Source organism: Plasticicumulans acidivorans (genome assembly GCF_003182095.1).
Taxonomy (GTDB): domain Bacteria; phylum Pseudomonadota; class Gammaproteobacteria; order Competibacterales; family Competibacteraceae; genus Plasticicumulans; species Plasticicumulans acidivorans.
The window spans coordinates 359,498-378,111 of sequence record NZ_QGTJ01000002.1 but is presented as its reverse complement, the minus strand read 5'-3'; the positions used below and the strand labels follow the sequence as shown (position 1 = coordinate 378,111).

Here is an 18,614-nt window from a genome sequence, read left to right as displayed (position 1 = left end):
CCGTAAGGCCGTGCTCAGCCGCGGGCGGCGCGGATGCGGGCGATCAGGCCGCTGGTGGAGGCGTCGTGCGGTTGCAGCGGGGCGCCTTCGAGTTCGCCTTCGAGCTTTTTGGCGAGCTGCTTGCCAAGCTCCACGCCCCACTGGTCGAAGCTGTTGAGGCCCCAGATCACGCCCTGCACGAAGACCTTGTGCTCGTAGAGCGCGATCAGCGCGCCGAGTGTGGTCGGGGTCAGGCGCTCGCAGAGGATGGTGTTGCTCGGCCGGTTGCCGGTGAACACCTTGTGCGGCACCAGCGCTTCCAGCGCCGCCCCCCTGAGGCCCTGTGCCGTCAGTTCGGTGCGGACTTCGGCCTCGGTCTTGCCGAGCATCAGCGCCTCGCTCTGCGCCAGGCAGTTGGCGAGCAGCAGTGTGTGGTGGCGGCCGAGCGGGTGCTGGCTGTGGATCGGCGCGATGAAGTCGACCGGAATCAGCCGCGTGCCCTGGTGGATCAGCTGGAAGAAGGCGTGCTGGCCGTTGGTGCCCGGCTCGCCCCAGATGATCGGCCCGGTGGCGCAGCCGACCGGCTCGCCGTTGCGCATCACGCTCTTGCCGTTGGACTCCATGTCGAGCTGCTGCAGGTAGGCCGGGAAGCGGTGCAGCGACTGGTCGTAGGGGATCACCGCGTGGCTGTGGGCGCCGAGGAAGTTGGCGTTCCAGATGCCGAGCAGGGCCAGCAGCACCGGCAGGTTGGCGTCGAGCGGCGCGTGGCGGAAGTGGTCATCGAGAGCATGGGCGCCAGCCAGCAGCTCCTCGAAGTGATCCATGCCGATGTAGAGCGCGATCGACAGGCCGATCGCCGACCACAGCGAGTAGCGGCCGCCGACCCAGTCCCAGAAGCCGAACATGTTGGCGGTGTCGATGCCGAACTTCGACACTTCGGCGGCGTTGGTCGAGACGGCGACGAAGTGGCGGGCGACGGCGGCCTCGCCGAGGGCCTCGACCAGCCAGGCGCGGGCGCTGTGGGCGTTGGCCAGGGTTTCCTGTGTAGTGAAGGTCTTCGAGGCGATGATGAACAGCGTGGTCGCCGGGTCGAGGCGCGACAGCGTGGTCGCCAGATGCGTGCCGTCGACGTTGGAGACGAAGTGCGCGCGCAGCTCCGGGTGGCCGTAGGGTTCGAGCGCGGCACAGGCCATCAGCGGGCCGAGGTCGGAGCCGCCGATGCCGATGTTGACGACGTCGCGGATACGCTGATCGCTGGCGCCGCGCCAGAGGCCGTCGCGTACGCGGCCGGTGAAGTCGCGCATCTGCGCCAGCACTTCGAAGACGTCGCCGAGCACGTCGCGGCCGTCGACCTGTACCGGCGCGGCGGCGCGCAGGGCCGTGTGCAGGACCGCGCGGTTTTCGGTGTTGTTGATGCGGTCTCCACGGAACATCGCATCGCGGTGGGCCTCGACGCCGGCCTCGCGGGCCAGTTTGACCAGCAGTGCCATCGTCTCCATGGTGACGCGCTGCTTGGAGTAGTCGAGGAACAGGCCGGCGGCTTCCAGCGAGCAGCGGGTGAAGCGATCCGGGTCGGTAGCGAAAAGCTGGCGCAGCGTGGTGTCGGCGAGGGCGTCACGGTGAGCGGCGAGGGCAGTCCATGCAGCGTGCCGGGTGGGGTTCATAGCAAATGTTTCTCCGTCAGGATGCGCTTGGTTTTTTCGAGGCGTTGCGCGAGTTCCGGGCCGCGGCGAAGCGCCACGCCCACGGCCAGCACATCGATGATGGCCAGGTCAACGATGCGGGAACTCATCGGGATATAAGAGCCGGTGTCTTCTTCGACGGCCGGTGACAGCGTCACCGTGGCGGTCTGCGCCAGCGGCGAATCGGCGGCCGTTATCGCGATCACCGCGGCGCCGGACTCACGCGCCAGGCGGGTGCTGGCGACCAGTTCCTTGCTGCGCCCGGAGTGGGAGACGGCGATGATCGCGTCGCCGGGTTCGAGCAGCGCCGCGGACATCGCGTGGATGTGGGCATCGGTGTAGGCGACCACCGGCGGGCCGAGGCGGAAGAATTTGTGCTGGGCGTCGAGGGCGACGATGCCCGAGGCGCCGTGACCCCAGATCTCCAGCCGGCGCACGTGGCTGAGCAGGTCGACGGCCTGGCCGACGCGTTGCGGATCGAGCTGCGAGCGCGTGCGCAGCAGCGAGGCGGCGGCGCTTTCGAAGATCTTGGTAATCAGTTCCTGCGGACCGTCGTCGGGCGCGACGCCGCTGTGCACGTAGGGCACGCCGCTGACCAGGCTCTGCGCCAGCTTGAGCTTGAATTCCTGGAAGCCGCTGCAGCCGATGGCGCGGCAGAAGCGCATCACCGTCGGCTCACTGACGTCGGCTTTGCTGGCGAGGGTGGCGATCGAGTCGTTGATGACTTCGTGCGGGCGGGCCAGCACGCAGTCGGCGACCTTGCGCTCGGAGCGGCGCATCTGGTCTTTGAGAGTCTCGATCCGGCTCAGCATCGCGCAGGAGTCCTCCACGGGCGCGCCAGTAGCGTAGCGGGCCGCCGGTGCGGATTCATCCGCACTCATGGTGCCCACCATACGGCGCAGGGGACGCCATCCTGCTGCAGGGCGAGGCGAACCGGCAACTCTGTAACGGCGCCGGGCTGGCTGGCGCGCTCGAAGAGTGTGCGCTTACCGGCACCGGCGATGTGCAGATACAGCTGGCGGCTGTCGAGCAGCGCCGCCGGTGTCAGCGTGATGCGCGGGTGCGGGGCCAGCGTTGGCGTCACCGCGGCGAGCGGGGCGGTGCTGGCGAGGGCCGCCGCCAGCTCGGCGGCATCGGGAAACAGCGAGGCGGTGTGGCCGTCATCGCCCATGCCGAGCACGACGGCATCGAAGGGGCGCGGCAGCGCGCTCAGTCGCGTGCTGGCGGCGGCAAGGCCCAGTGCCGGTGTGGCCTCGCCGCCGTACAGTGCGACGAAGTGGGCCGCGGCGGCAGCGCCCTGCAGCAGGTGAGTGCGCAGCAGTGCGGCGTTGCTGTCGGCGTGTGATTCCGCCACCCAGCGCTCGTCGGCCAGCGTGATCCAGACGCGTGACCAGTCGAGCGGCTGCGCGGCGAGCGCGGCGAACAGGCCGAGTGGCGTGCGTCCGCCGGACAGCACCAGGCTGGCGCTGCCGCGCGCCATGATGCCGGCGGCGAGGCGCGCCGCGAGTTCGGCGGCCAGCGCCGCATCGAGGGCGGCGCGGTCGGGGCAGGCGTGAAGCTCGACACTCATCAGCAGATTCCCTCTCAGATTTCCTCATGCCACGCGAAGCCGTCGCGGCTGATCAGCGCGGTGGAGGCCGCCGGCCCCCAGGTGCCGGCAGTGTAGGACTTGGGCAGCTCGCCGCTGGCCTCCCAAGCCTTGAGAATCGGCTCGACCCAGATCCAGGCGGCTTCGAGTTCGTCACGGCGCATGAACAGCGTCAGGCGGCCGTGGATGACATCGGTGAGCAGCCGTTCGTAAGCCTCGATGCGCCGTGCCTTGAAGGTCTCGGCGAACGCCAGATTGAGCTGCACCGGGCGCAGGCGCATCTCGTCGCCCGGCTGCTTGGCGAGCAGTGCCAGGCGCAGGCCCTCGTCGGGCTGCAGGCGGATCACCAGGCGGTTGGGTTCGTGCGAGGCCGAGGGGAACAGCGTCATCGGCAGGTCGCGGAAGTAGAGCACGATCTCGGCGATGCTTTCCTGCAGGCGCTTGCCGGTGCGCAGGTAGAACGGCGTGCCGGCCCAGCGCCAGTTGGTGATCTCGGCACGCAGCGCGACGAAGGTCTCGGTCAGGCTGTCGGGATCGATGCCATCCTCCTGCAGATAGCCTTTGACCGGCTCGCCGCCGACGGCGCCGGCACGGTACTGGCCGCGCACCGAGTGGCGGGCGACCTCGGCACCGCACAGCGGCCGCAGTGAGCGCAGGATCTTGAGTTTTTCGTCGCGGATGGCGTCGGGATCGGTGCTCGCCGGCGGCTCCATGGCGACGATGCACAGCAGCTGCAGCAGGTGGTTCTGCACCATGTCACGCATCGCCCCGGCCTTGTCGTAGAAGCCGCCGCGGCTGCCGACGCCGAGGGTTTCGGCGACGGTGATCTGCACATGGCTGACCCAGGTGCGCCGCCACAGCGGTTCGACGATCGAGTTGCCGAAGCGCAGCGCCATCAGGTTCTGCACCGTCTCTTTGCCGAGGTAGTGATCGATGCGATAGATCTGGTGCTCCTCGAACACCGCTCCGACCTCGGCATTGATGCGCCGCGCCGATTCCAGATCGGTGCCGAGGGGTTTTTCGAGCACCACACGGGCGCCCGGCGTGACCAGGCCGCCGGTGCCGAGGCCCTTGCAGATGGCGCTGAACAGATTCGGCCCGGTGGACAGATAGAACACGCGCACGCGCTCGGGGTCGTCGCCGAGGAAGCCGGCGAGGCGGGCGAAGTCCTCGATCTGCATGGCGTCCAGGCGCAGGTAATCGAGGCGGCGGGCGTACTGTTCCCACTGTTCGCTGGAGACGTAGTGCGCCTGCACGTATTCGTGCAAACGCACGCGCACCCGCTCCAGGAATTCTTCCCGCGAGAGCTCGTCGCGGGCGAGGCAGATGATGCGACCGTCCTCGGCGAGCTGACCGTCGCGGTGGCGGTGGTAGAGGGCGGGCAGCAGCTTGCGCATCGCAAGATCGCCGGTGCCGCCGAAGATCACCATGTCGAAGGGCTGTGTGGTCTGCACGTTTGCGTGTCCCGAGGCTGTGTGGCGTAGGCATGAATGTAGCAAAACTACAATATAGTCTGTAGTTGTTGCCACTCCGCGGTTTGCCTGTAAAAACCCCTTGTTATCAGCAATTGGTGGCGGTATTGATACCCTCCATGCAGGGGTGCCCGGCATCAGGGCACAGGGGGATTTGCACTGTTTTGTAGTTTAACTACAATCTCAGGCCTTCATTGCCGGGAGCCGCCATGACTGTTCATGCCCAGATCCTCGCTGTCACCGAGCGCATCCGCGAACGCAGCGCATCCAGCCGCAGTGCCTACCTGGCCCGGATCGATGCCGCCGCCGAACGCGGCCCGAAACGCGGGCATCTGGCCTGCACCAATCTCGCTCATGGTTTCGCTGCCTGTCCGGCCGACGACAAGGCTGCACTGCGTGCGAATGCCGTGCCGAATATCGCCATCGTCTCCGCCTACAACGACATGCTCTCTGCGCATCAGCCGCTGGAGACGTATCCGGCCATCATCAAAGCCGCAGCGCGTGAGGTCGGCGCGGTGGCGCAGTTCGCCGGTGGCGTGCCGGCGATGTGCGATGGTGTCACCCAGGGCGCGCCGGGCATGGAGCTGAGCCTGTTTTCGCGCGAGGTCATCGCCATGGCGACGGCGATCGCGCTGTCGCATGACATGTTCGACGCCGCGCTGTGTCTCGGCGTCTGCGACAAGATCGTGCCGGGGCTGCTGATCGGTGCGCTGCACTACGGTCATCTGCCGGTGGTCTTCGTGCCAGCCGGGCCGATGACCAGCGGCCTGCCGAACGACGAGAAGGCGCGCGTGCGCAACCTCTATACGCAGGGGCTGGCGACGCGCGAGGAGCTGCTGGAATCCGAGGTGCAGTCCTATCACGGCCCCGGTACCTGCACCTTCTACGGCACCGCCAACAGCAACCAGATGCTGATGGAAATCATGGGCCTGCACCTGCCGGGCAGCGCCTTCGTCAACCCCGGCACGGCGCTGCGCGAGGCGCTGACCGCGGCGGCGGCGCGCCATGTCGTCGGCCTCACTGCACTGGGCGATGAGTACCTGCCGATCGGCCGCATCATCGACGAGCGCGCGATCGTCAACGGCATCATCGGTCTGCTCGCCACCGGCGGCTCGACCAATCACACGCTGCATCTGGTCGCCATCGCCCGGGCCGCCGGCATCCACGTCAACTGGGACGATTTCGACACCCTGTCGAGCGTCATTCCGCTGCTTGCCCGCGTCTATCCGAACGGCAAGGCCGATGTGAACCACTTCCAGGCGGCCGGCGGCATGGGCTTTCTGATCCGCGAGCTGCTCGGCGCCGGCCTGCTGCACGAAGACGTCAACACCGTCGCCGGCCCCGGCCTGGCGCACTACGCGCGGGAGCCGTGGCTCGACGGTACGCGGCTGTGCTGGCGCGAGGCGCCGGCGGCGAGCGGCGATGACGCGGTGCTGCGCCCGGCGGCGCAGCCGTTCAGCGCCGATGGCGGCTTGCGTGTGCTCGACGGCAACCTCGGTCGCGCCGTCATCAAGGTCTCGGCGGTGGCGCCGGAGCATTACGTGGTCGAGGCCCCGGTGCTGGTGTTCGCCGATCAGGACGATGTGCTCGCCGCGTTCAAGGCCGGCGAGCTGGAGCGCGACGTCGTCGTCGTGGTGCGCTTCCAGGGGCCGCGCGCCAACGGCATGCCGGAGCTGCACAAGCTGACGCCGGCGCTGTCAGTGCTGCAGGGCCGCGGCTTCAAGGTGGCGCTGGTCACCGACGGGCGCATGTCCGGCGCCTCGGGCAAGGTGCCGGCGGCGATCCACGTCACGCCGGAGGCCCTCGCCGGCGGCATGATCGGCCGTGTGCAGGACGGTGATCTGCTGCGCCTGGATGCCGTCACCGGCGAGCTGACGCTGCAGGTCGATGCCGGGACGCTGGCCGCGCGCGCGCCGGCGGTGGCTGAACTGTCGGCGCATCAGCACGGCTTCGGCCGCGAGCTGTTCGCCGGCTTCCGCGCGCTGGCTGCCGGCGCCGAGGACGGCGCCGCCAACTTCCCCTTCACCGCTTGAACAGGAGCGCCGCGCATGGATACCCGTAGCATCATGAGAACCGCCCCGGTGATCCCGGTCCTCGTCATCGACGATGCCGCCGACGCCGTCGCGCTGGCGCGGGCGCTGGTCGATGGCGGCCTGCCGGTGCTGGAGGTCACGCTGCGCACGCCGGCGGCACTGGCGGCGATCGAGCGCATCGCCGCCGAGCTGCCGGAGGCGATCGTCGGTGTCGGCACGGTGCGCAACGCCGCGGATCTCGCTGCCTCGCTGCGCGCCGGAGCGCGCTTCGCGGTCAGTCCGGGGCTGACGCCGGCACTGGCCGCCGCGGCGCGTGACAGTGAACTGCCGCTGCTGCCGGGGGTGATGACCGCGTCCGAGGCGATGGCGGCGATGGAAGCCGGTTTCGATGCGCTGAAGCTGTTCCCGGCACAGCAGGCCGGCGGCATCGGCATGCTCAAGGCGATTGCCGGGCCGTTTCCCGAGCTGTTGTTCTGCCCGACCGGCGGCATCAGCCCGGAGAATTTCCGTGACTTCCTGGCGCAGCCTAATGTCGCCTGCGTCGGCGGCTCGTGGCTGGCGCCGCGTGCGCTGGTGGCGGCGGCCGACTGGGATGCAGTCCGTCGCTTGGCCAGTGAGGCCGCCGCCGCACGCTGAGGCTTAAAAAAACAGACGGCCGGCATGGTGCCGGCCGTGCTGCATCTGTCGCGCCGTGGCGGGAAAATTACTCAAGCATCGCCGTCGGTGCCGGCGGCAGCTGCGGCATTTCCTGCTTCGGGAACGGTCCGCTCAGCGCGTCGAGGAAGGCGACGATGTCGCCGACGGTGGCGTCGTCGAGCTCGCGGTTGAGCTGCGACTTGGCCATCACGCGCACGGCTTCGCTGAGGGTCTTGACCTCGCCGTTGTGGAAGTACGGTGCGGTCCAGGCAATGTTGCGCAGCGTCGGCACACGCCACATGTGGCGGTCGGCATCGTTCTTGGTGACGTCGTAGCGGCCCTGGTCATCGGTCAGCTTGTACTTGGCGATGTAGGGGTTGCCGTCGGCGAACAGCGGGAATTTCTGGAATACCGACTTGCCCGGCGCCGGCTGCGGGCCGTTGAAGGCGGCACCGGAGTGGCAGGCGGTGCAGCCGATCGCGGCGAACTGTTCCATGCCGCGCTGCTGCTGGGCGCTGAGCGCGGCCTTGTCGCCCTTGACGAAGCGGTCGTAGGGGCTGTTCGGCGTGATCAGCGTACGCTCGTAGGCGGCGATCGCCTTGGCCAGGTTGTCGACGGTGACGGTGTCGCCGGTGCCGAAGGCCTTGTCGAAGTAGGGCTTGTAGCCGGGGATCGCGCGCACGCGGTCGACGGCAGCCTGCACATCCGGCATGCCCATTTCGATCGGGTTGGCGATCGGGCCCTTGGCCTGCTCTTCGAGCGAGGGCGCGCGGCCGTCCCAGAACTGCGTGGCGTGGAACGCGGCATTCCAGACCGTTGGCGCGTTGCGGCCGCCGTGCTGGTTGCCGACGCCGATCGAGGTCGGGCGGTTGTCGACGCCGCCACCCATCACCGAGTGGCAGGACGCGCAGGACAGCGTGCCGTTCTGCGACAGGCGGGCGTCGTGATAAAGCATCTGGCCGAGTTCGACCTTGGCTGGCGTCGTTGGGTTGTCGGCCGGCGCCGGCGCGGTGTCCGGCAGCGCCTGCCAGTCAGCGGCGAAGGCTGCACCGCTGAGGGCGATGCCGAGGGCGAGGGCGACGAGGCGTGTATCCTGGCGTGACATCGTGCATCTCCTTGATTCATGCGAAACCCGGGCGCCGGCCGCAGGCTCGGCACCAAGGTCACGAGTATCCGTTCTCAGCCTGACGCGGCCCTGACGATGCGCAGGCTTCGATCTACGCGACGGGTGTCGCCGATGGCCGTCGGAAGCGCAGTCGAACGCAGGCGCCGCCCGGTGTGGCGTTTTCGAGCGCGACGTCGCCGCCGAGGCGCAGCATGGTTTCGCGCACGATCGCCAGCCCGAGGCCGGCGGCACCGCGGCCGCGTTCGCCCTGGGCGTGGCGTTCGAACAGGCGCTGGCGGACGGCCGGTGCCACCCCGGGGCCGCTATCGATGACCGCCAGTTCTTCGCCCGGCCCGGCGCGCACGGTGATGGCGCCACCGTCGGGGGTGACCTGCAGGGCGTTGTCGATCAGGTTGTCGAGTGCGATGGCGATCGCTTCGGCGTGGCCGCGCACCGGTCGCGCATCGGCCAGTTCCAGTTCGAGTGCGCAGCCGCGGGCATCGGCCAGTGCGCTGCGGCGGGCAACGGCATCGGCCGCCAGTTCAGCGAGGTCCACCGTGCCCAGGGCGCCGGGGTCGAGTGCCCGCAGGTGCGCCAGCGCCAGCAGCTGCTCGGCGAGGCGCTGCATGCGGGCGAGGTCGCGGGCGATGCGGCTGTCCGGTGCATGGCCGAGGCGTTCGAGTTCGAGGCGCAGGGCTGCCAGCGGTGTGCGCAGGGCGTGGGCGACATCGGCGGTGAAGTCGCGCTGCTGCTGCCACTGCTGTTCGACGCGGGCCAGCGTGGTGTTCAGTGCCCCGACCAGCGCGGAGACTTCGGCGGGCAGTCCGTCCTGCGGCAGGCGCCAGCCGGCCTGATCGAGCTGCAGTTCGTTCGCCGTGCGCGCGGCCCGTACCAGGGGCGTCAGGCAGTCGCGCACGGTCAGGCGATTGCCGATGATCAGCAGTAGCGCCAGGGGCAGCATCGGCACGATCAGGTGATCGAGCAGCTGGTGTGGCAGCACGTCCAGATACAGCAGGCTCGGCTTGGCGGTGATTGCGACTTCGATCATCGCCTCGCCGCTGCGCAGGCGGGCAACGCCGATGGCGCCGGCAGGGGTGTCGATGCGGCGGTATTCAATTTCGCCGGCGGCCAGCGGTGGTTCCGGTGGGGGCAGCAGTTCCGCATGGGAGGCGGAGACCAGATGGCCGTCGAGTGTCTGAATGCGATAACCGTAGCGGCGGGCTGCCCGGCCGAAGGCGGGGATGTGCAGCAGGCTGCGGTCGAGATGCAGCGGGCCGTGGCTGGTGTCGAGTTCGCGGGCGAGCTGGCGCGCGCGCGACAGCGCGATCGAGATCACCAGCTCTTCCGGTGAGCGGGCGTAATCGGCCGCGACGATGACGAACTGTACGCCGATCGCCAGCAGCGCCAGGCCGAGCAGGCGCCGTGTCAGTCGATGTACCAGCGAGGTCTGCTGCGGGGTGGTCGGGCTCATTAACTCTGTGCCTAGTGCAGTGCCCGCAGCTGATAGCCAAGGCCGCGCACCGTGACGATGGCGACGCGGGCGCCGCCGCCATCGAGCTTGCGGCGCAGACGGGAAACCAGCGCCTCCAGGGCATTGGGGCCGACTTCGTCATCGCAGGAATAGACGGCATCTTCAAGCACCATGCGCGCCTGCGTCGTGCCGGGGTGGCGCAGCAGGGCCGCCAGCAGATCGGTTTCCCGCCGGGTCAGTGCCAGCGGCTGGCCGTTGATCGCGGCATCGCGGGTGCGTGAATCGACGCTGACGCCGGAGCAGGACAGGCGTGCGCTGCCGAGCGCCTGTGGCCGTCGCAGCAGCGCGCGGCAGCGCGCCAGCAGTTCGTCGACGGCGAAAGGTTTGACCAGGTAATCATCGGCACCGGCATCGAGCCCTCTGACCCGGTCGTCGAGGCCGTCGCGTGCAGTCATGACCATCACCGGGAGTGATTCACCCTGTGCCCGCAGCTGGGCCAGCGTTTCCAGTCCGTCGCCGTCGGGCAGGCCGAGGTCGAGCAGCAACAGCTCCGGCGCCTGGCGTCGCAGCATGCGTCTGGCGTCCTGCAGGCGCCCCGTGCTTTCAACGGCATAGCCAGCGCGTACCAGCGCCTCGCCAATCAATTCCGCCAGACGTTCATCGTCTTCGACAAGCAGAACTCGCGCTGATGTCATCGTTCCATTGCACCCTGTCAGCATCCCTGTCGCCACCGTACCGCAGCGATTGAGCTGCGGATGCTCAATGCAGCGCATGCTCAGGTCAACGTCGGTATCTGCCGGGCGGCTGAAGGAAAAGGATCGCGCCGGATCGTGTCGTCAGCGAGCTGAAATCTGGCTGAATTTCATGCCATGTGGCGCTGATACTGGCATGCCGCGGGCAATGCTGAGCGGCGACGGCTTTGTCGGTGCGTGGAGAGGCGGCTGGGAACGCTGAAGAAAAGCGGAGCCTTGCTGCGCCCGCTATCAGGAAAATCATGGGCGGGCGCTGGCGTGGAAATCATTTGGGGCAAGTCAAAGCAAATCGGCTCCGCTGGCGCGGAACGAAATGGAGACTTTGCTGATTGATTTTAAGGATGGCGCAGCTCGTGCAGCTGATGCTGCTGAACACGAGCAGGCTGAAAGATGGTGGGCCGTGTAGGACTCGAACCTACAACCAATTGATTAAGAGTCAACTGCTCTACCAATTGAGCTAACGGCCCGTCTGAGGCGCGCTATTCAATCATCTTTGGATGGCTCTGTAAACCTGTAGATGAAGGCACATTGCTTGCTGCAATGATCAAGCGTTTTCATGTCGCGACATGTTTTTTGTTCGGTGCAATAAAACATTTCGCATGTCACGAAAATAGCCATTCTAAATCAGTCTATTAGATCTATCTTTGGATGAGGCATCAGTAGTAGCAGCAGGGAAGGTGCAAAAGTCTTTACTGCTAGCGGGCGCCGTATTGGTGCGATGCGCACCAGCATGTGGCGAGCACGCGGAAAGGTGAAGGTGAGGAGGTGTGAGATGTTGACCGAACAGGAATGTCTGGATTTGTGTGAACTGTCTGAGGAAGCGATTCACGCACTTGCAGAGCACGAACGTGTGCCGGAGGTGGTGGCGGCGGAACTGGGCCAGTGCCTGATGCAGACACACACCGGACAGTGGTTGATCAAGCGCTACATCATGGAGGATCTCGAACTCGCCGAGAGCCACGGCAGAACCGAGCATGCTGCAGCGCTGGCAGGTGTGCTCGCGCGTTTCAGCTCCAGCCATCCAACCTATGACTTGCGCACCGGTTCTGCGAAGAAGCGGTTGCCACAGGTGGCCAGACACCACTGAGTTTTCCCGCGGAGTGAATATGCACGACGCGGCCGTCGGTGAGTTCCGACGGCCGCGTCGTTCGCTCTGGGGATATGTCGTGGTAAGAGCTGGGGTGAGCCTTTTTTATTCCGAGGGGGCGAGGCTGATGGCCGGGCTGTGCAGCGGTTCCCGGATCTCGCCGTCCAGGCGCCAGTCAGTGCCGAGTACCTGTACGTACCAGTGGCCGGCAGACAGGGGTGAAAGGCTGGCGGTGTACTCGTCTTCCGCAGTGCGACGGATGTTCATGGTCACGTCGATGTGAGCACGGGTCGCATGCAGCAGGCGCAGCGTGACTGTCTCCGGCAGCGGCGCATGCGTTGTCGAAGACAGATGCAGGTCGAGACGATTGGCTTCCGTGTCGATCGACAGCCGGCCCTCCAACCCTAAGGCATGAGCGCGCTGGCTGCGGCTCTGGTCCACATTGATTGCCAGACCGGCCTTGTAATAGTCGTCCACCACCACGGCTTCAGGGCTGCGTATGGCCAGCCACAGCGTGACGAAACCGGCTATGACAGCCGTGGCGGGCAGGGCGATCAACAACCAGGGCCAGCCTTGGCAGTACCACGGTGTGGAGGTGGGCGCAGCAGCTTTCATCGGCTTGGTTCTCAGCGACTGGCCGGGCCGAGGAAGCGCCCGGTCGTGGTGGTCTTGAGGGTGGGTGCATCGCTTGCCTGTATGTCGAAATGAATTTCGCTTGAGGCGGTACGCAGATCCTGCGGATCTGCACTGAGTCGCACCGGGATGACGCGCACTTCACCGCTGTCGACGCTGATCTCACCGACCTGCTCGGAGAGCTTCAGGCCGGGGATGCCGGAAACTGCCAGGGCATAACGGTGCGGTGACTCATCCATGTTGATCAGCTTGAGCGTGTATACGTTTTCGACCAGGCCCTCGTCCGTCATGCGGTACAGAGCATTACGGTCACGGATGACGTCCAGTTGTAACGGTATGCGGATGCTGATCGCATACAACAGACCGATGGTCAGTGCCAGCAGCAGCGCGCCGTAGACCATCATGCGGGGGCGTACGACATGCGGCTGTTTGTGCAGCAGGGCATGTTCCGTCGTGTAGCGGATCAGTCCTTGCGGGTAGTTCATCTTGTCCATGACTTCGTCACAGACATCGATGCATGCCGCACAGCCGATGCACTGGTATTGCAGGCCGTTACGGATATCGATTCCGGTGGGGCAGACCTGTACGCATAAGGTGCAATCGACACAGTCGCCAAGACCGCTTGTCTTGAGGTCAGTGCCACGTTTGCGGGCACCACGCGGTTCGCCCCTTTCGGTGTCATACGAAATGATCAATGTGTCCTTGTCGAACATGGCGCTCTGGAAGCGTGCATACGGACACATGTAGAGGCAGACCTGTTCACGCATGAAACCCGCGTTGCCCCAGGTGGCGAAGGCATAAAAGAAGATCCAGAACGTCTCCCACGGGCCCAGATCGAATGGATACAGGCGCGCGGCCAGGTCGGTGATCGGGGTGAAGAAGCCAACGAATGTGAAGCCGGTCCACAGGGCGAAGATGAACCACAGCGCGTGTTTGGTGACCTTCTTGCGGATCTTCGTGCCCGTCCACGGGCCGCGGTCGAGTTTGATGCGCGCATTGCGCTCACCTTCGACCCAGTTTTCGATCCACATGAAGGTTTCGGTCCACACCGTCTGCGGGCAGGCATAACCGCACCAGAGCCGCCCGGCGAGCGCCGTGAAAAAAAACAGTGACAGCGCGGCGATGATCAGCAGCAGGGCGAGAAAGAAAAAATCCTGCGGCCAGAAAACCCAGCCGAATACGTAAAATTTGCGTGCGGGCAAGTCGAAAAGAATTGCCTGGCGGTTATCCCATGGAATCCACGGCAGGATGTAATACAGCCCCAGCAGGGCGAGCACGGCGAGTACCCGCAGGCGGGCAAAGCGACCGCTGGTTGCCCGGGCGTAAATCTTTGCCCGTTTGACATAAAAGCTGTCTTTTGACTGTTTGCCGTCGGGGGATACTACCGACATCTATCCATCCTCGAATGTATGCCAAGCCGTGGATCGGAGTGGATTTTTACCTGAACAGCTTGCGTCAGCGGCGACATGGCGGCATTGCGAAAAGTCAGAGGCATGCGCAAAGCGAAAATAATGTCCCGTGATGCGGTGAGGTGTTATCCACGGTCCGGATCGAAATCACGTACCGGACATTCCGCCGGCGTATGCACGGGCTGGCGAAAATAAAGCGTTAAAACGGATGAGGCGATATTCATCGACCATAAGCTGAAAAAGCCGAGCGAATAGCTGCCCGTGCGGGAAATGCCTTCGACGCCAAGGCAGTGTGATACCGCCAGTGGATCGAAGATTGTCGACAGCACGACTGTGCCGATGCCGGCGAGCACGAACGACGGCCAGAGAACGGATGCAACGTGTTGGACCTTGCTGATCATCTTGTCCCCCCACAAACAGCCCGGCGACGCATGAAGTTGGTTGCTTGGTCGTGATTGAGTGCCGAATGATGAAAACCGCTGCTCATGTGAACAGCGGTGCTTCTGCCGGAGAGGCTGCTCATCCACGCAATCGGAGCGTAGATGAGCAGCAGAGGCGGGGCCGTTTTTACTTGGTGTTCGACAGGCTGTAGACGTAGGCCGCGAGCAGGTGGACCTTGTCGCCGCCGAGGAACTCGCCATGCGCCGGCATCCGGCCCTGGCGGCCATCGGTGACGGTTTTGACGATCGTCTTCAGTGAGCCGCCGTAGAGCCAGACGTTGTCGGTCAGGTTGGGCGCACCGAGCATGGGATTGCCCTTGCCTTCGGCGCCATGGCAGGCCGCGCAGTTCTGTGCAAACACCGCGGCGCCCGCTTCGGCTTTGGCTGCATCGTCAGCCTTGCGGCCGGAGAGCGTGACCACGTAATTGGCGACCTGATCGACTTTTTCCGCACCGAGGATCGGTCCCCACGCCGGCATGACGCCCATGCGGCCGGCCGTGATGGTCTGCTCGATCTGCGCGGGCTCTCCGCCCCACAGCCAGTCCTTGTCAGCGAGATTCGGGAAGCCGACGGCGCCGTGTGCATCGGAGCCATGGCAGCTGGCGCAGTAGGTTGCAAACAGTCTCTGCCCCATCTTCACCGCTTTCGGGTCCTGAGCAACGGCTGGAATGTCCATGCTCGCGTACTTCTTGAAGATCGGGCCGTACTGAGCTTCGGCCTGTTTCATTTCATCGGCCCACTGCCCTTCTTCGGTCCAGCCGAGTACGCCGCTGAAGCTGCCCAGGCCCGGGTAGAGGGCCATGTACACGCCGGTGAAGACGATCGTCAGGTAGAACATCCACAGCCACCAGCGTGGCATCGGATTGTTGTACTCGGCGAGGTCGCCATCCCAGACGTGGCCGGTGACTTCGCCCTGTGTGGCTTCGCCCGGCTTGGGTTTGGCCGTCCAGCGGATCAGCCACCACATGGCCAGCGTGTTGCCGACCACGATGAGGATGATGAAAAGGCTGACACTAAGACTCATATTGGCGTCTCCTCAGCGCTGGTCTTCCGCCGATCTGCGCGCCACATCCTCGTCCGCGAAGGGCAGATTGGCGGCTTCGTCGAAGCGCCTGCGGCTGCGGCCGCTCCAGGCCCAGACGACGATCCCGATGAAGATCAGAAACATCATCACGGTGAAGGCGCTGCGAATGATCGTCAGGAAGTCCACAGCACTTACCTCTTGTTGCTGATCACAGTGCCGAGGTTCTGCAGGTACGCGACCAGCGCCTCGATCTCGGGCTTGCCCTGAACGGCTGCTTTGGCGCCTTGGATGTCGGCGTCGGTGTAGGGCACGCCGAGCGTGCGCAGCGTTGCCATTTTCTTCCCGGTCAGCTCACCGTCGAGCTTGTTCTCGAACAGCCAGGGGAAGCCCGGCATGTTCGACTCGGGGACCACGTCGCGCGGGTTGTTGAGGTGCACGCGGTGCCAGTCATCGGAGTAGCGTCCACCGACGCGTGCCAGGTCGGGGCCGGTGCGCTTCGAACCCCACTGGAACGGGTGGTCGTAGACGAACTCTCCGGCGACGGAGTAGTGGCCGTAGCGTTCCGTTTCTGCGCGGAACGGGCGGACCATCTGCGAATGGCAGAGATAGCAGCCTTCGCGGATGTAGATGTCGCGGCCTTCGAGCTGCAGCGCGGTCAGCGGTTTGAGGCCGGCCACCGGCTCGGTGGTGTCCTTGATGAAGAACAGCGGGACGATTTCCGCGAGGCCGCCGAAGGCGACGACGATGACGATCAGGACGGCCATCAGGCCGACGTTGCGCTCGACCTTCTCGTGACCGATCGGCGCAGCTTGGGTGTCATGTGCCATGATCGATATTCCTCAGGCAGCCTGGGGGGCGGGCGTGTTGGCGGGCAGTTCTTCGCCCTGCAGGGTCTTCAGGACGTTCCAGCCCATGACGAGCATGCCGATCAGGAACAGCAGTCCGCCGAGGAAGCGGACCGTGTAGTACGGATACATGCGGACCAGGGACTCGACGAAGCTGTAGGTCAGCGTGCCGTCCTCATTGACCGCGCGCCACATCAGGCCCTGCATGACACCGGCGATCCACATCGAGGCGATGTAGAGCACGATGCCGATCGTTGCCGTCCAGAAGTGCACTTCGATCAGCTTCGTGCTGTAGATGCGGCGATTGAACAGCTGCGGCAGCAGGGCGTAGGTCGTGCCGATGGTGACCAGGGCCACCCAGCCGAGGGCGCCGGAGTGCACATGGCCGATGGTCCAGTCGGTGTAGTGCGACAGGGCGTTGACGGTCTTGATCGACATCATCGGACCTTCGAAGGTCGACATGCCGTAGAAGGACAGCGAAACGATCAGGAAGCGCAGGATCGGATCGGTGCGCAACTTATGCCAGGCGCCCGACAGCGTCATGATGCCGTTGATCATGCCGCCCCAGCTCGGTGCGAGCAGCATCAGCGAGAACACCATGCCGATCGACTGCGTCCAGTTCGGCAGCGCGGTGTAATGCAGGTGGTGCGGGCCGGCCCACATGTACAGCGAGATCAGGGCCCAGAAGTGCACGACTGAGAGGCGGTAGGAGTAGACAGGGCGCCCCGCCTGCTTGGGCACGAAGTAATACATCATGCCGAGGAAGCCGGCCGTCAGGAAAAAGCCCACGGCATTGTGGCCGTACCACCACTGCACCATGGCGTCGATCGCGCCCGGATACACCGAGTACGACTTGGTCAGGCTGACCGGCAGTTCAGCGCTGTTGACCACGTGCAACAGCGCGATGGTCAGAATGAAAGCGCCATAGAACCAGTTGGCGACGTAGATGTGCGGGGTCTTGCGCTTGGCGATCGTGCCGAAAAACACGATGGCATAAGCGACCCACACGACCGTGATCAGCAGATCGATCGGCCACTCAAGTTCGGCGTATTCCTTACTGGTCGTGATGCCGAGCGGCAGCGTGATCGCCGCCAGCAGAATGACCAGCTGCCAGCCCCAGAATACGAACGCGGCCAGACCGTCCGACAGCAGCCGGGTCTGACAGGTGCGTTGCACGACATAGAACGACGTGCCGATCAGTGCGGAACCGCCGAAGGCGAAGATCACCGCATTGGTGTGCAGCGGGCGCAGACGACTGAACGTGAGGTACGGAATATCGAAGTTCAGTGCAGGCCAGACCAGCTGTGCCGCAATCAGGACACCAACGGCCATGCCGACGATGCCCCAGATGACGGTCATGATGGTGAACTGGCGCACGACCTTGTAGTTGTAAGTCGTTTGGGCGTCCATAAGGCTCCCTCAGGTCACGAAACTTCCAGGACGAGCGGGCTGGCCTCGTCCCCCGCGATTGCCGGACGCATTGCGACACAGGGGAGACCGTCGCAATGCACCAAAATCAAGCTCCGGCACTATGCGAAGGGGGCATAGACATAAAAATGACGAGGGTCAATGGGACCCGTTTGAGGTGTGTGATTTCACACACTTCTGTGTGGAGGGCCGCAAACGGCGTGCGGCCTGTCCTGGGGCAGGCGCTTAAGTGCTGCCCGTGCGGATCTTTTCGCCGCAGGCGCCGCCGCCGACGATGCCCGCCATTTCACGCAGGGCATCGAGGTTGTCGATGCGGATGTGCTTGTTGTTGACGGTGACGAGGCCGATCTGCTGGAAGCGGGTGAACAGGCGGCTGACGGTCTCGACGGCGAGCCCGAGGTAGTTGCCGATATCGTTGCGCGACATCGACAGATGGAATTCCCGCGCTGAAAAACCCCGCTGCTGCAGGCGCGAGGACAGACTCATCAGCAGGGAGGCGAGGCGTTCCTCCGCCGATTTTTTGCCCAGCAGCGTCAACAGTTCGTCGTCCGAATGAATCTCCCGGCTCATGATGCGCACGAGCTGGCGCGCGAGCGTCGGGATGGCCGAGGCCAGCTCTTCGAGCTGACTGAACGGAATCTCGCAGATGCTGGTGGTTTCGAGGGATTTCGCGCTGGACGGATGCATACCCGAATGGATGGCATCGAGCCCGATGATTTCCCCCGGCAGGTAGAAGCCGATGATCTGTTCGCCACCGGTTTCAGTCATCGCGTAGGTCTTCACCGAGCCGGCACGGATCGCGTACACGGCGCGGAACTCATCGCCCAGGCGATAGACATGATCTCCGCGCGCAAGCGGGCGCTTGCGACGGATAATTTCGTCGAGACGGGCGACATCCTCTTGATGGATACCGACCGGCAGACATAATTCGTGGAGACTGCAGTTCTGGCATGCCAGACGCAGCATCGCGAGGTCGAGTGGCTTCGTCGAGCAGTCGTTCATCGCGGGCACCGGGGCGGGCTGATTGCCG

General features: G+C 65.1%; 18 protein-coding genes and 1 tRNA gene. 3 read left to right on the top strand and 16 right to left on the bottom strand.

The window, feature by feature from the left end; translation table 11 throughout:
• Positions 1-14: 14 nt before the first annotated feature.
• The 4 genes from pgi to zwf form a co-directional block, all read right to left on the bottom strand.
• A complete protein-coding gene (pgi, locus tag C7443_RS04405) occupies positions 15-1,643 on the bottom strand; it encodes a glucose-6-phosphate isomerase (RefSeq protein ID WP_110017343.1) in 1,629 nt (542 codons plus the stop codon).
• On the bottom strand, positions 1,640-2,473 hold the full coding sequence (hexR, locus tag C7443_RS04400) for a transcriptional regulator HexR (protein ID WP_110017342.1): 834 nt from the start codon (positions 2,471-2,473) through the stop codon (positions 1,640-1,642). Before hexR ends, pgi begins: the two co-directional genes overlap by 4 nt.
• Before the next feature lie 65 nt (positions 2,474-2,538).
• On the bottom strand, positions 2,539-3,231 hold the full coding sequence (pgl, locus tag C7443_RS04395) for a 6-phosphogluconolactonase (RefSeq protein WP_110017341.1): 693 nt from the start codon (positions 3,229-3,231) through the stop codon (positions 2,539-2,541).
• Between the two features lie 14 nt (positions 3,232-3,245).
• Positions 3,246-4,703: a glucose-6-phosphate dehydrogenase gene (gene zwf / locus C7443_RS04390; RefSeq protein WP_110017340.1), complete on the bottom strand. Its 1,458-nt coding sequence runs from the start codon at positions 4,701-4,703 to the stop codon at positions 3,246-3,248.
• 227 nt (positions 4,704-4,930) lie between these two features.
• Between zwf and edd the strand changes: the two genes are divergently transcribed.
• Together edd and eda are read left to right on the top strand one after the other, a co-directional pair.
• Positions 4,931-6,754: a phosphogluconate dehydratase gene (gene edd / locus C7443_RS04385; RefSeq protein WP_110017339.1), complete on the top strand. Its 1,824-nt coding sequence runs from the start codon at positions 4,931-4,933 to the stop codon at positions 6,752-6,754.
• Between the two features lie 15 nt (positions 6,755-6,769).
• Positions 6,770-7,390 (top strand): bifunctional 4-hydroxy-2-oxoglutarate aldolase/2-dehydro-3-deoxy-phosphogluconate aldolase, encoded by a 621-nt coding sequence (gene eda, locus C7443_RS04380; protein WP_110017338.1) that lies wholly within the window; start codon positions 6,770-6,772, stop codon positions 7,388-7,390.
• A 67-nt stretch (positions 7,391-7,457) separates the two neighbouring features.
• Here eda and C7443_RS04375 read toward each other — a convergent pair whose 3' ends face one another.
• The 4 genes from C7443_RS04375 to C7443_RS04360 all read right to left on the bottom strand — a co-directional run bounded on the left by C7443_RS04375 (position 7,458) and on the right by C7443_RS04360 (position 11,185).
• On the bottom strand, positions 7,458-8,495 hold the full coding sequence (locus C7443_RS04375; RefSeq protein ID WP_110017337.1) for a cytochrome-c peroxidase: 1,038 nt from the start codon (positions 8,493-8,495) through the stop codon (positions 7,458-7,460).
• A gap of 112 nt (positions 8,496-8,607) precedes the next feature.
• Complete coding sequence (locus C7443_RS04370; RefSeq protein WP_110017336.1) at positions 8,608-9,966, bottom strand: sensor histidine kinase; 1,359 nt, start codon at positions 9,964-9,966, stop codon at positions 8,608-8,610.
• A gap of 11 nt (positions 9,967-9,977) precedes the next feature.
• Positions 9,978-10,661 carry a response regulator gene (locus C7443_RS04365; RefSeq protein ID WP_110017335.1) on the bottom strand — a complete coding sequence of 228 codons (684 nt, stop codon included), beginning with the start codon at positions 10,659-10,661 and terminating at the stop codon, positions 9,978-9,980.
• 448 nt (positions 10,662-11,109) lie between these two features.
• Positions 11,110-11,185: transfer RNA gene (locus tag C7443_RS04360), tRNA-Lys, on the bottom strand.
• A gap of 305 nt (positions 11,186-11,490) precedes the next feature.
• Here C7443_RS04360 and C7443_RS04355 point away from each other — a divergent pair.
• Positions 11,491-11,805, top strand: coding sequence for a hypothetical protein (locus C7443_RS04355; protein WP_211346147.1), 315 nt, complete (start codon positions 11,491-11,493; stop codon positions 11,803-11,805).
• Between the two features lie 105 nt (positions 11,806-11,910).
• Here C7443_RS04355 and C7443_RS04350 read toward each other — a convergent pair whose 3' ends face one another.
• The 8 genes from C7443_RS04350 to fnr all read right to left on the bottom strand — a co-directional run bounded on the left by C7443_RS04350 (position 11,911) and on the right by fnr (position 18,586).
• Complete coding sequence (locus tag C7443_RS04350) at positions 11,911-12,420, bottom strand: FixH family protein (RefSeq protein WP_110017334.1); 510 nt, start codon at positions 12,418-12,420, stop codon at positions 11,911-11,913.
• Positions 12,421-12,431: 11 nt separating this feature from the next.
• Entirely contained in the window at positions 12,432-13,829 is a 1,398-nt protein-coding gene (gene ccoG / locus C7443_RS04345) for a cytochrome c oxidase accessory protein CcoG (RefSeq protein WP_110017333.1), read from the bottom strand.
• A gap of 143 nt (positions 13,830-13,972) precedes the next feature.
• Positions 13,973-14,248: a hypothetical protein gene (locus C7443_RS04340; protein WP_110017332.1), complete on the bottom strand. Its 276-nt coding sequence runs from the start codon at positions 14,246-14,248 to the stop codon at positions 13,973-13,975.
• Between the two features lie 166 nt (positions 14,249-14,414).
• Complete coding sequence (ccoP, locus tag C7443_RS04335; protein ID WP_110017331.1) at positions 14,415-15,311, bottom strand: cytochrome-c oxidase, cbb3-type subunit III; 897 nt, start codon at positions 15,309-15,311, stop codon at positions 14,415-14,417.
• A 12-nt stretch (positions 15,312-15,323) separates the two neighbouring features.
• Positions 15,324-15,497, bottom strand: a complete 174-nt coding sequence (locus C7443_RS04330) for a cbb3-type cytochrome oxidase subunit 3 (protein ID WP_110017330.1) — start codon at positions 15,495-15,497, stop codon at positions 15,324-15,326.
• A 5-nt stretch (positions 15,498-15,502) separates the two neighbouring features.
• Positions 15,503-16,138, bottom strand: a complete 636-nt coding sequence (gene ccoO, locus C7443_RS04325) for a cytochrome-c oxidase, cbb3-type subunit II (protein ID WP_211346146.1) — start codon at positions 16,136-16,138, stop codon at positions 15,503-15,505.
• Between the two features lie 12 nt (positions 16,139-16,150).
• Positions 16,151-17,566 carry a cytochrome-c oxidase, cbb3-type subunit I gene (gene ccoN / locus C7443_RS04320; protein WP_110017329.1) on the bottom strand — a complete coding sequence of 472 codons (1,416 nt, stop codon included), beginning with the start codon at positions 17,564-17,566 and terminating at the stop codon, positions 16,151-16,153.
• A 243-nt stretch (positions 17,567-17,809) separates the two neighbouring features.
• Positions 17,810-18,586, bottom strand: coding sequence for a fumarate/nitrate reduction transcriptional regulator Fnr (gene fnr, locus C7443_RS04315; RefSeq protein ID WP_110017328.1), 777 nt, complete (start codon positions 18,584-18,586; stop codon positions 17,810-17,812).
• Positions 18,587-18,614 lie beyond the last annotated feature (28 nt).

What these genes read in the sequence shown, in the direction of transcription:
- ccoG (WP_110017333.1), bottom strand. Translation starts at nt 13,829, where the DNA reads ATGTCGGTAGTATCCCCCGACGGCAAACAGTCAAAAGACAGCTTTTAT.
- C7443_RS04370 (WP_110017336.1), bottom strand. Translation starts at nt 9,966, where the DNA reads ATGAGCCCGACCACCCCGCAGCAGACCTCGCTGGTACATCGACTGACA.
- C7443_RS04365 (WP_110017335.1), bottom strand. Translation starts at nt 10,661, where the DNA reads ATGACATCAGCGCGAGTTCTGCTTGTCGAAGACGATGAACGTCTGGCG.
- fnr (WP_110017328.1), bottom strand. Translation starts at nt 18,586, where the DNA reads ATGAACGACTGCTCGACGAAGCCACTCGACCTCGCGATGCTGCGTCTG.
- C7443_RS04355 (WP_211346147.1), top strand. Translation starts at nt 11,491, where the DNA reads ATGTTGACCGAACAGGAATGTCTGGATTTGTGTGAACTGTCTGAGGAA.
- pgi (WP_110017343.1), bottom strand. Translation starts at nt 1,643, where the DNA reads ATGAACCCCACCCGGCACGCTGCATGGACTGCCCTCGCCGCTCACCGT.
- ccoO (WP_211346146.1), bottom strand. Translation starts at nt 16,138, where the DNA reads ATGGCACATGACACCCAAGCTGCGCCGATCGGTCACGAGAAGGTCGAG.
- C7443_RS04340 (WP_110017332.1), bottom strand. Translation starts at nt 14,248, where the DNA reads ATGATCAGCAAGGTCCAACACGTTGCATCCGTTCTCTGGCCGTCGTTC.
- hexR (WP_110017342.1), bottom strand. Translation starts at nt 2,473, where the DNA reads ATGCTGAGCCGGATCGAGACTCTCAAAGACCAGATGCGCCGCTCCGAG.
- pgl (WP_110017341.1), bottom strand. Translation starts at nt 3,231, where the DNA reads ATGAGTGTCGAGCTTCACGCCTGCCCCGACCGCGCCGCCCTCGATGCG.
- eda (WP_110017338.1), top strand. Translation starts at nt 6,770, where the DNA reads ATGGATACCCGTAGCATCATGAGAACCGCCCCGGTGATCCCGGTCCTC.
- ccoN (WP_110017329.1), bottom strand. Translation starts at nt 17,566, where the DNA reads ATGGACGCCCAAACGACTTACAACTACAAGGTCGTGCGCCAGTTCACC.
- ccoP (WP_110017331.1), bottom strand. Translation starts at nt 15,311, where the DNA reads ATGAGTCTTAGTGTCAGCCTTTTCATCATCCTCATCGTGGTCGGCAAC.
- C7443_RS04375 (WP_110017337.1), bottom strand. Translation starts at nt 8,495, where the DNA reads ATGTCACGCCAGGATACACGCCTCGTCGCCCTCGCCCTCGGCATCGCC.
- edd (WP_110017339.1), top strand. Translation starts at nt 4,931, where the DNA reads ATGACTGTTCATGCCCAGATCCTCGCTGTCACCGAGCGCATCCGCGAA.
- C7443_RS04350 (WP_110017334.1), bottom strand. Translation starts at nt 12,420, where the DNA reads ATGAAAGCTGCTGCGCCCACCTCCACACCGTGGTACTGCCAAGGCTGG.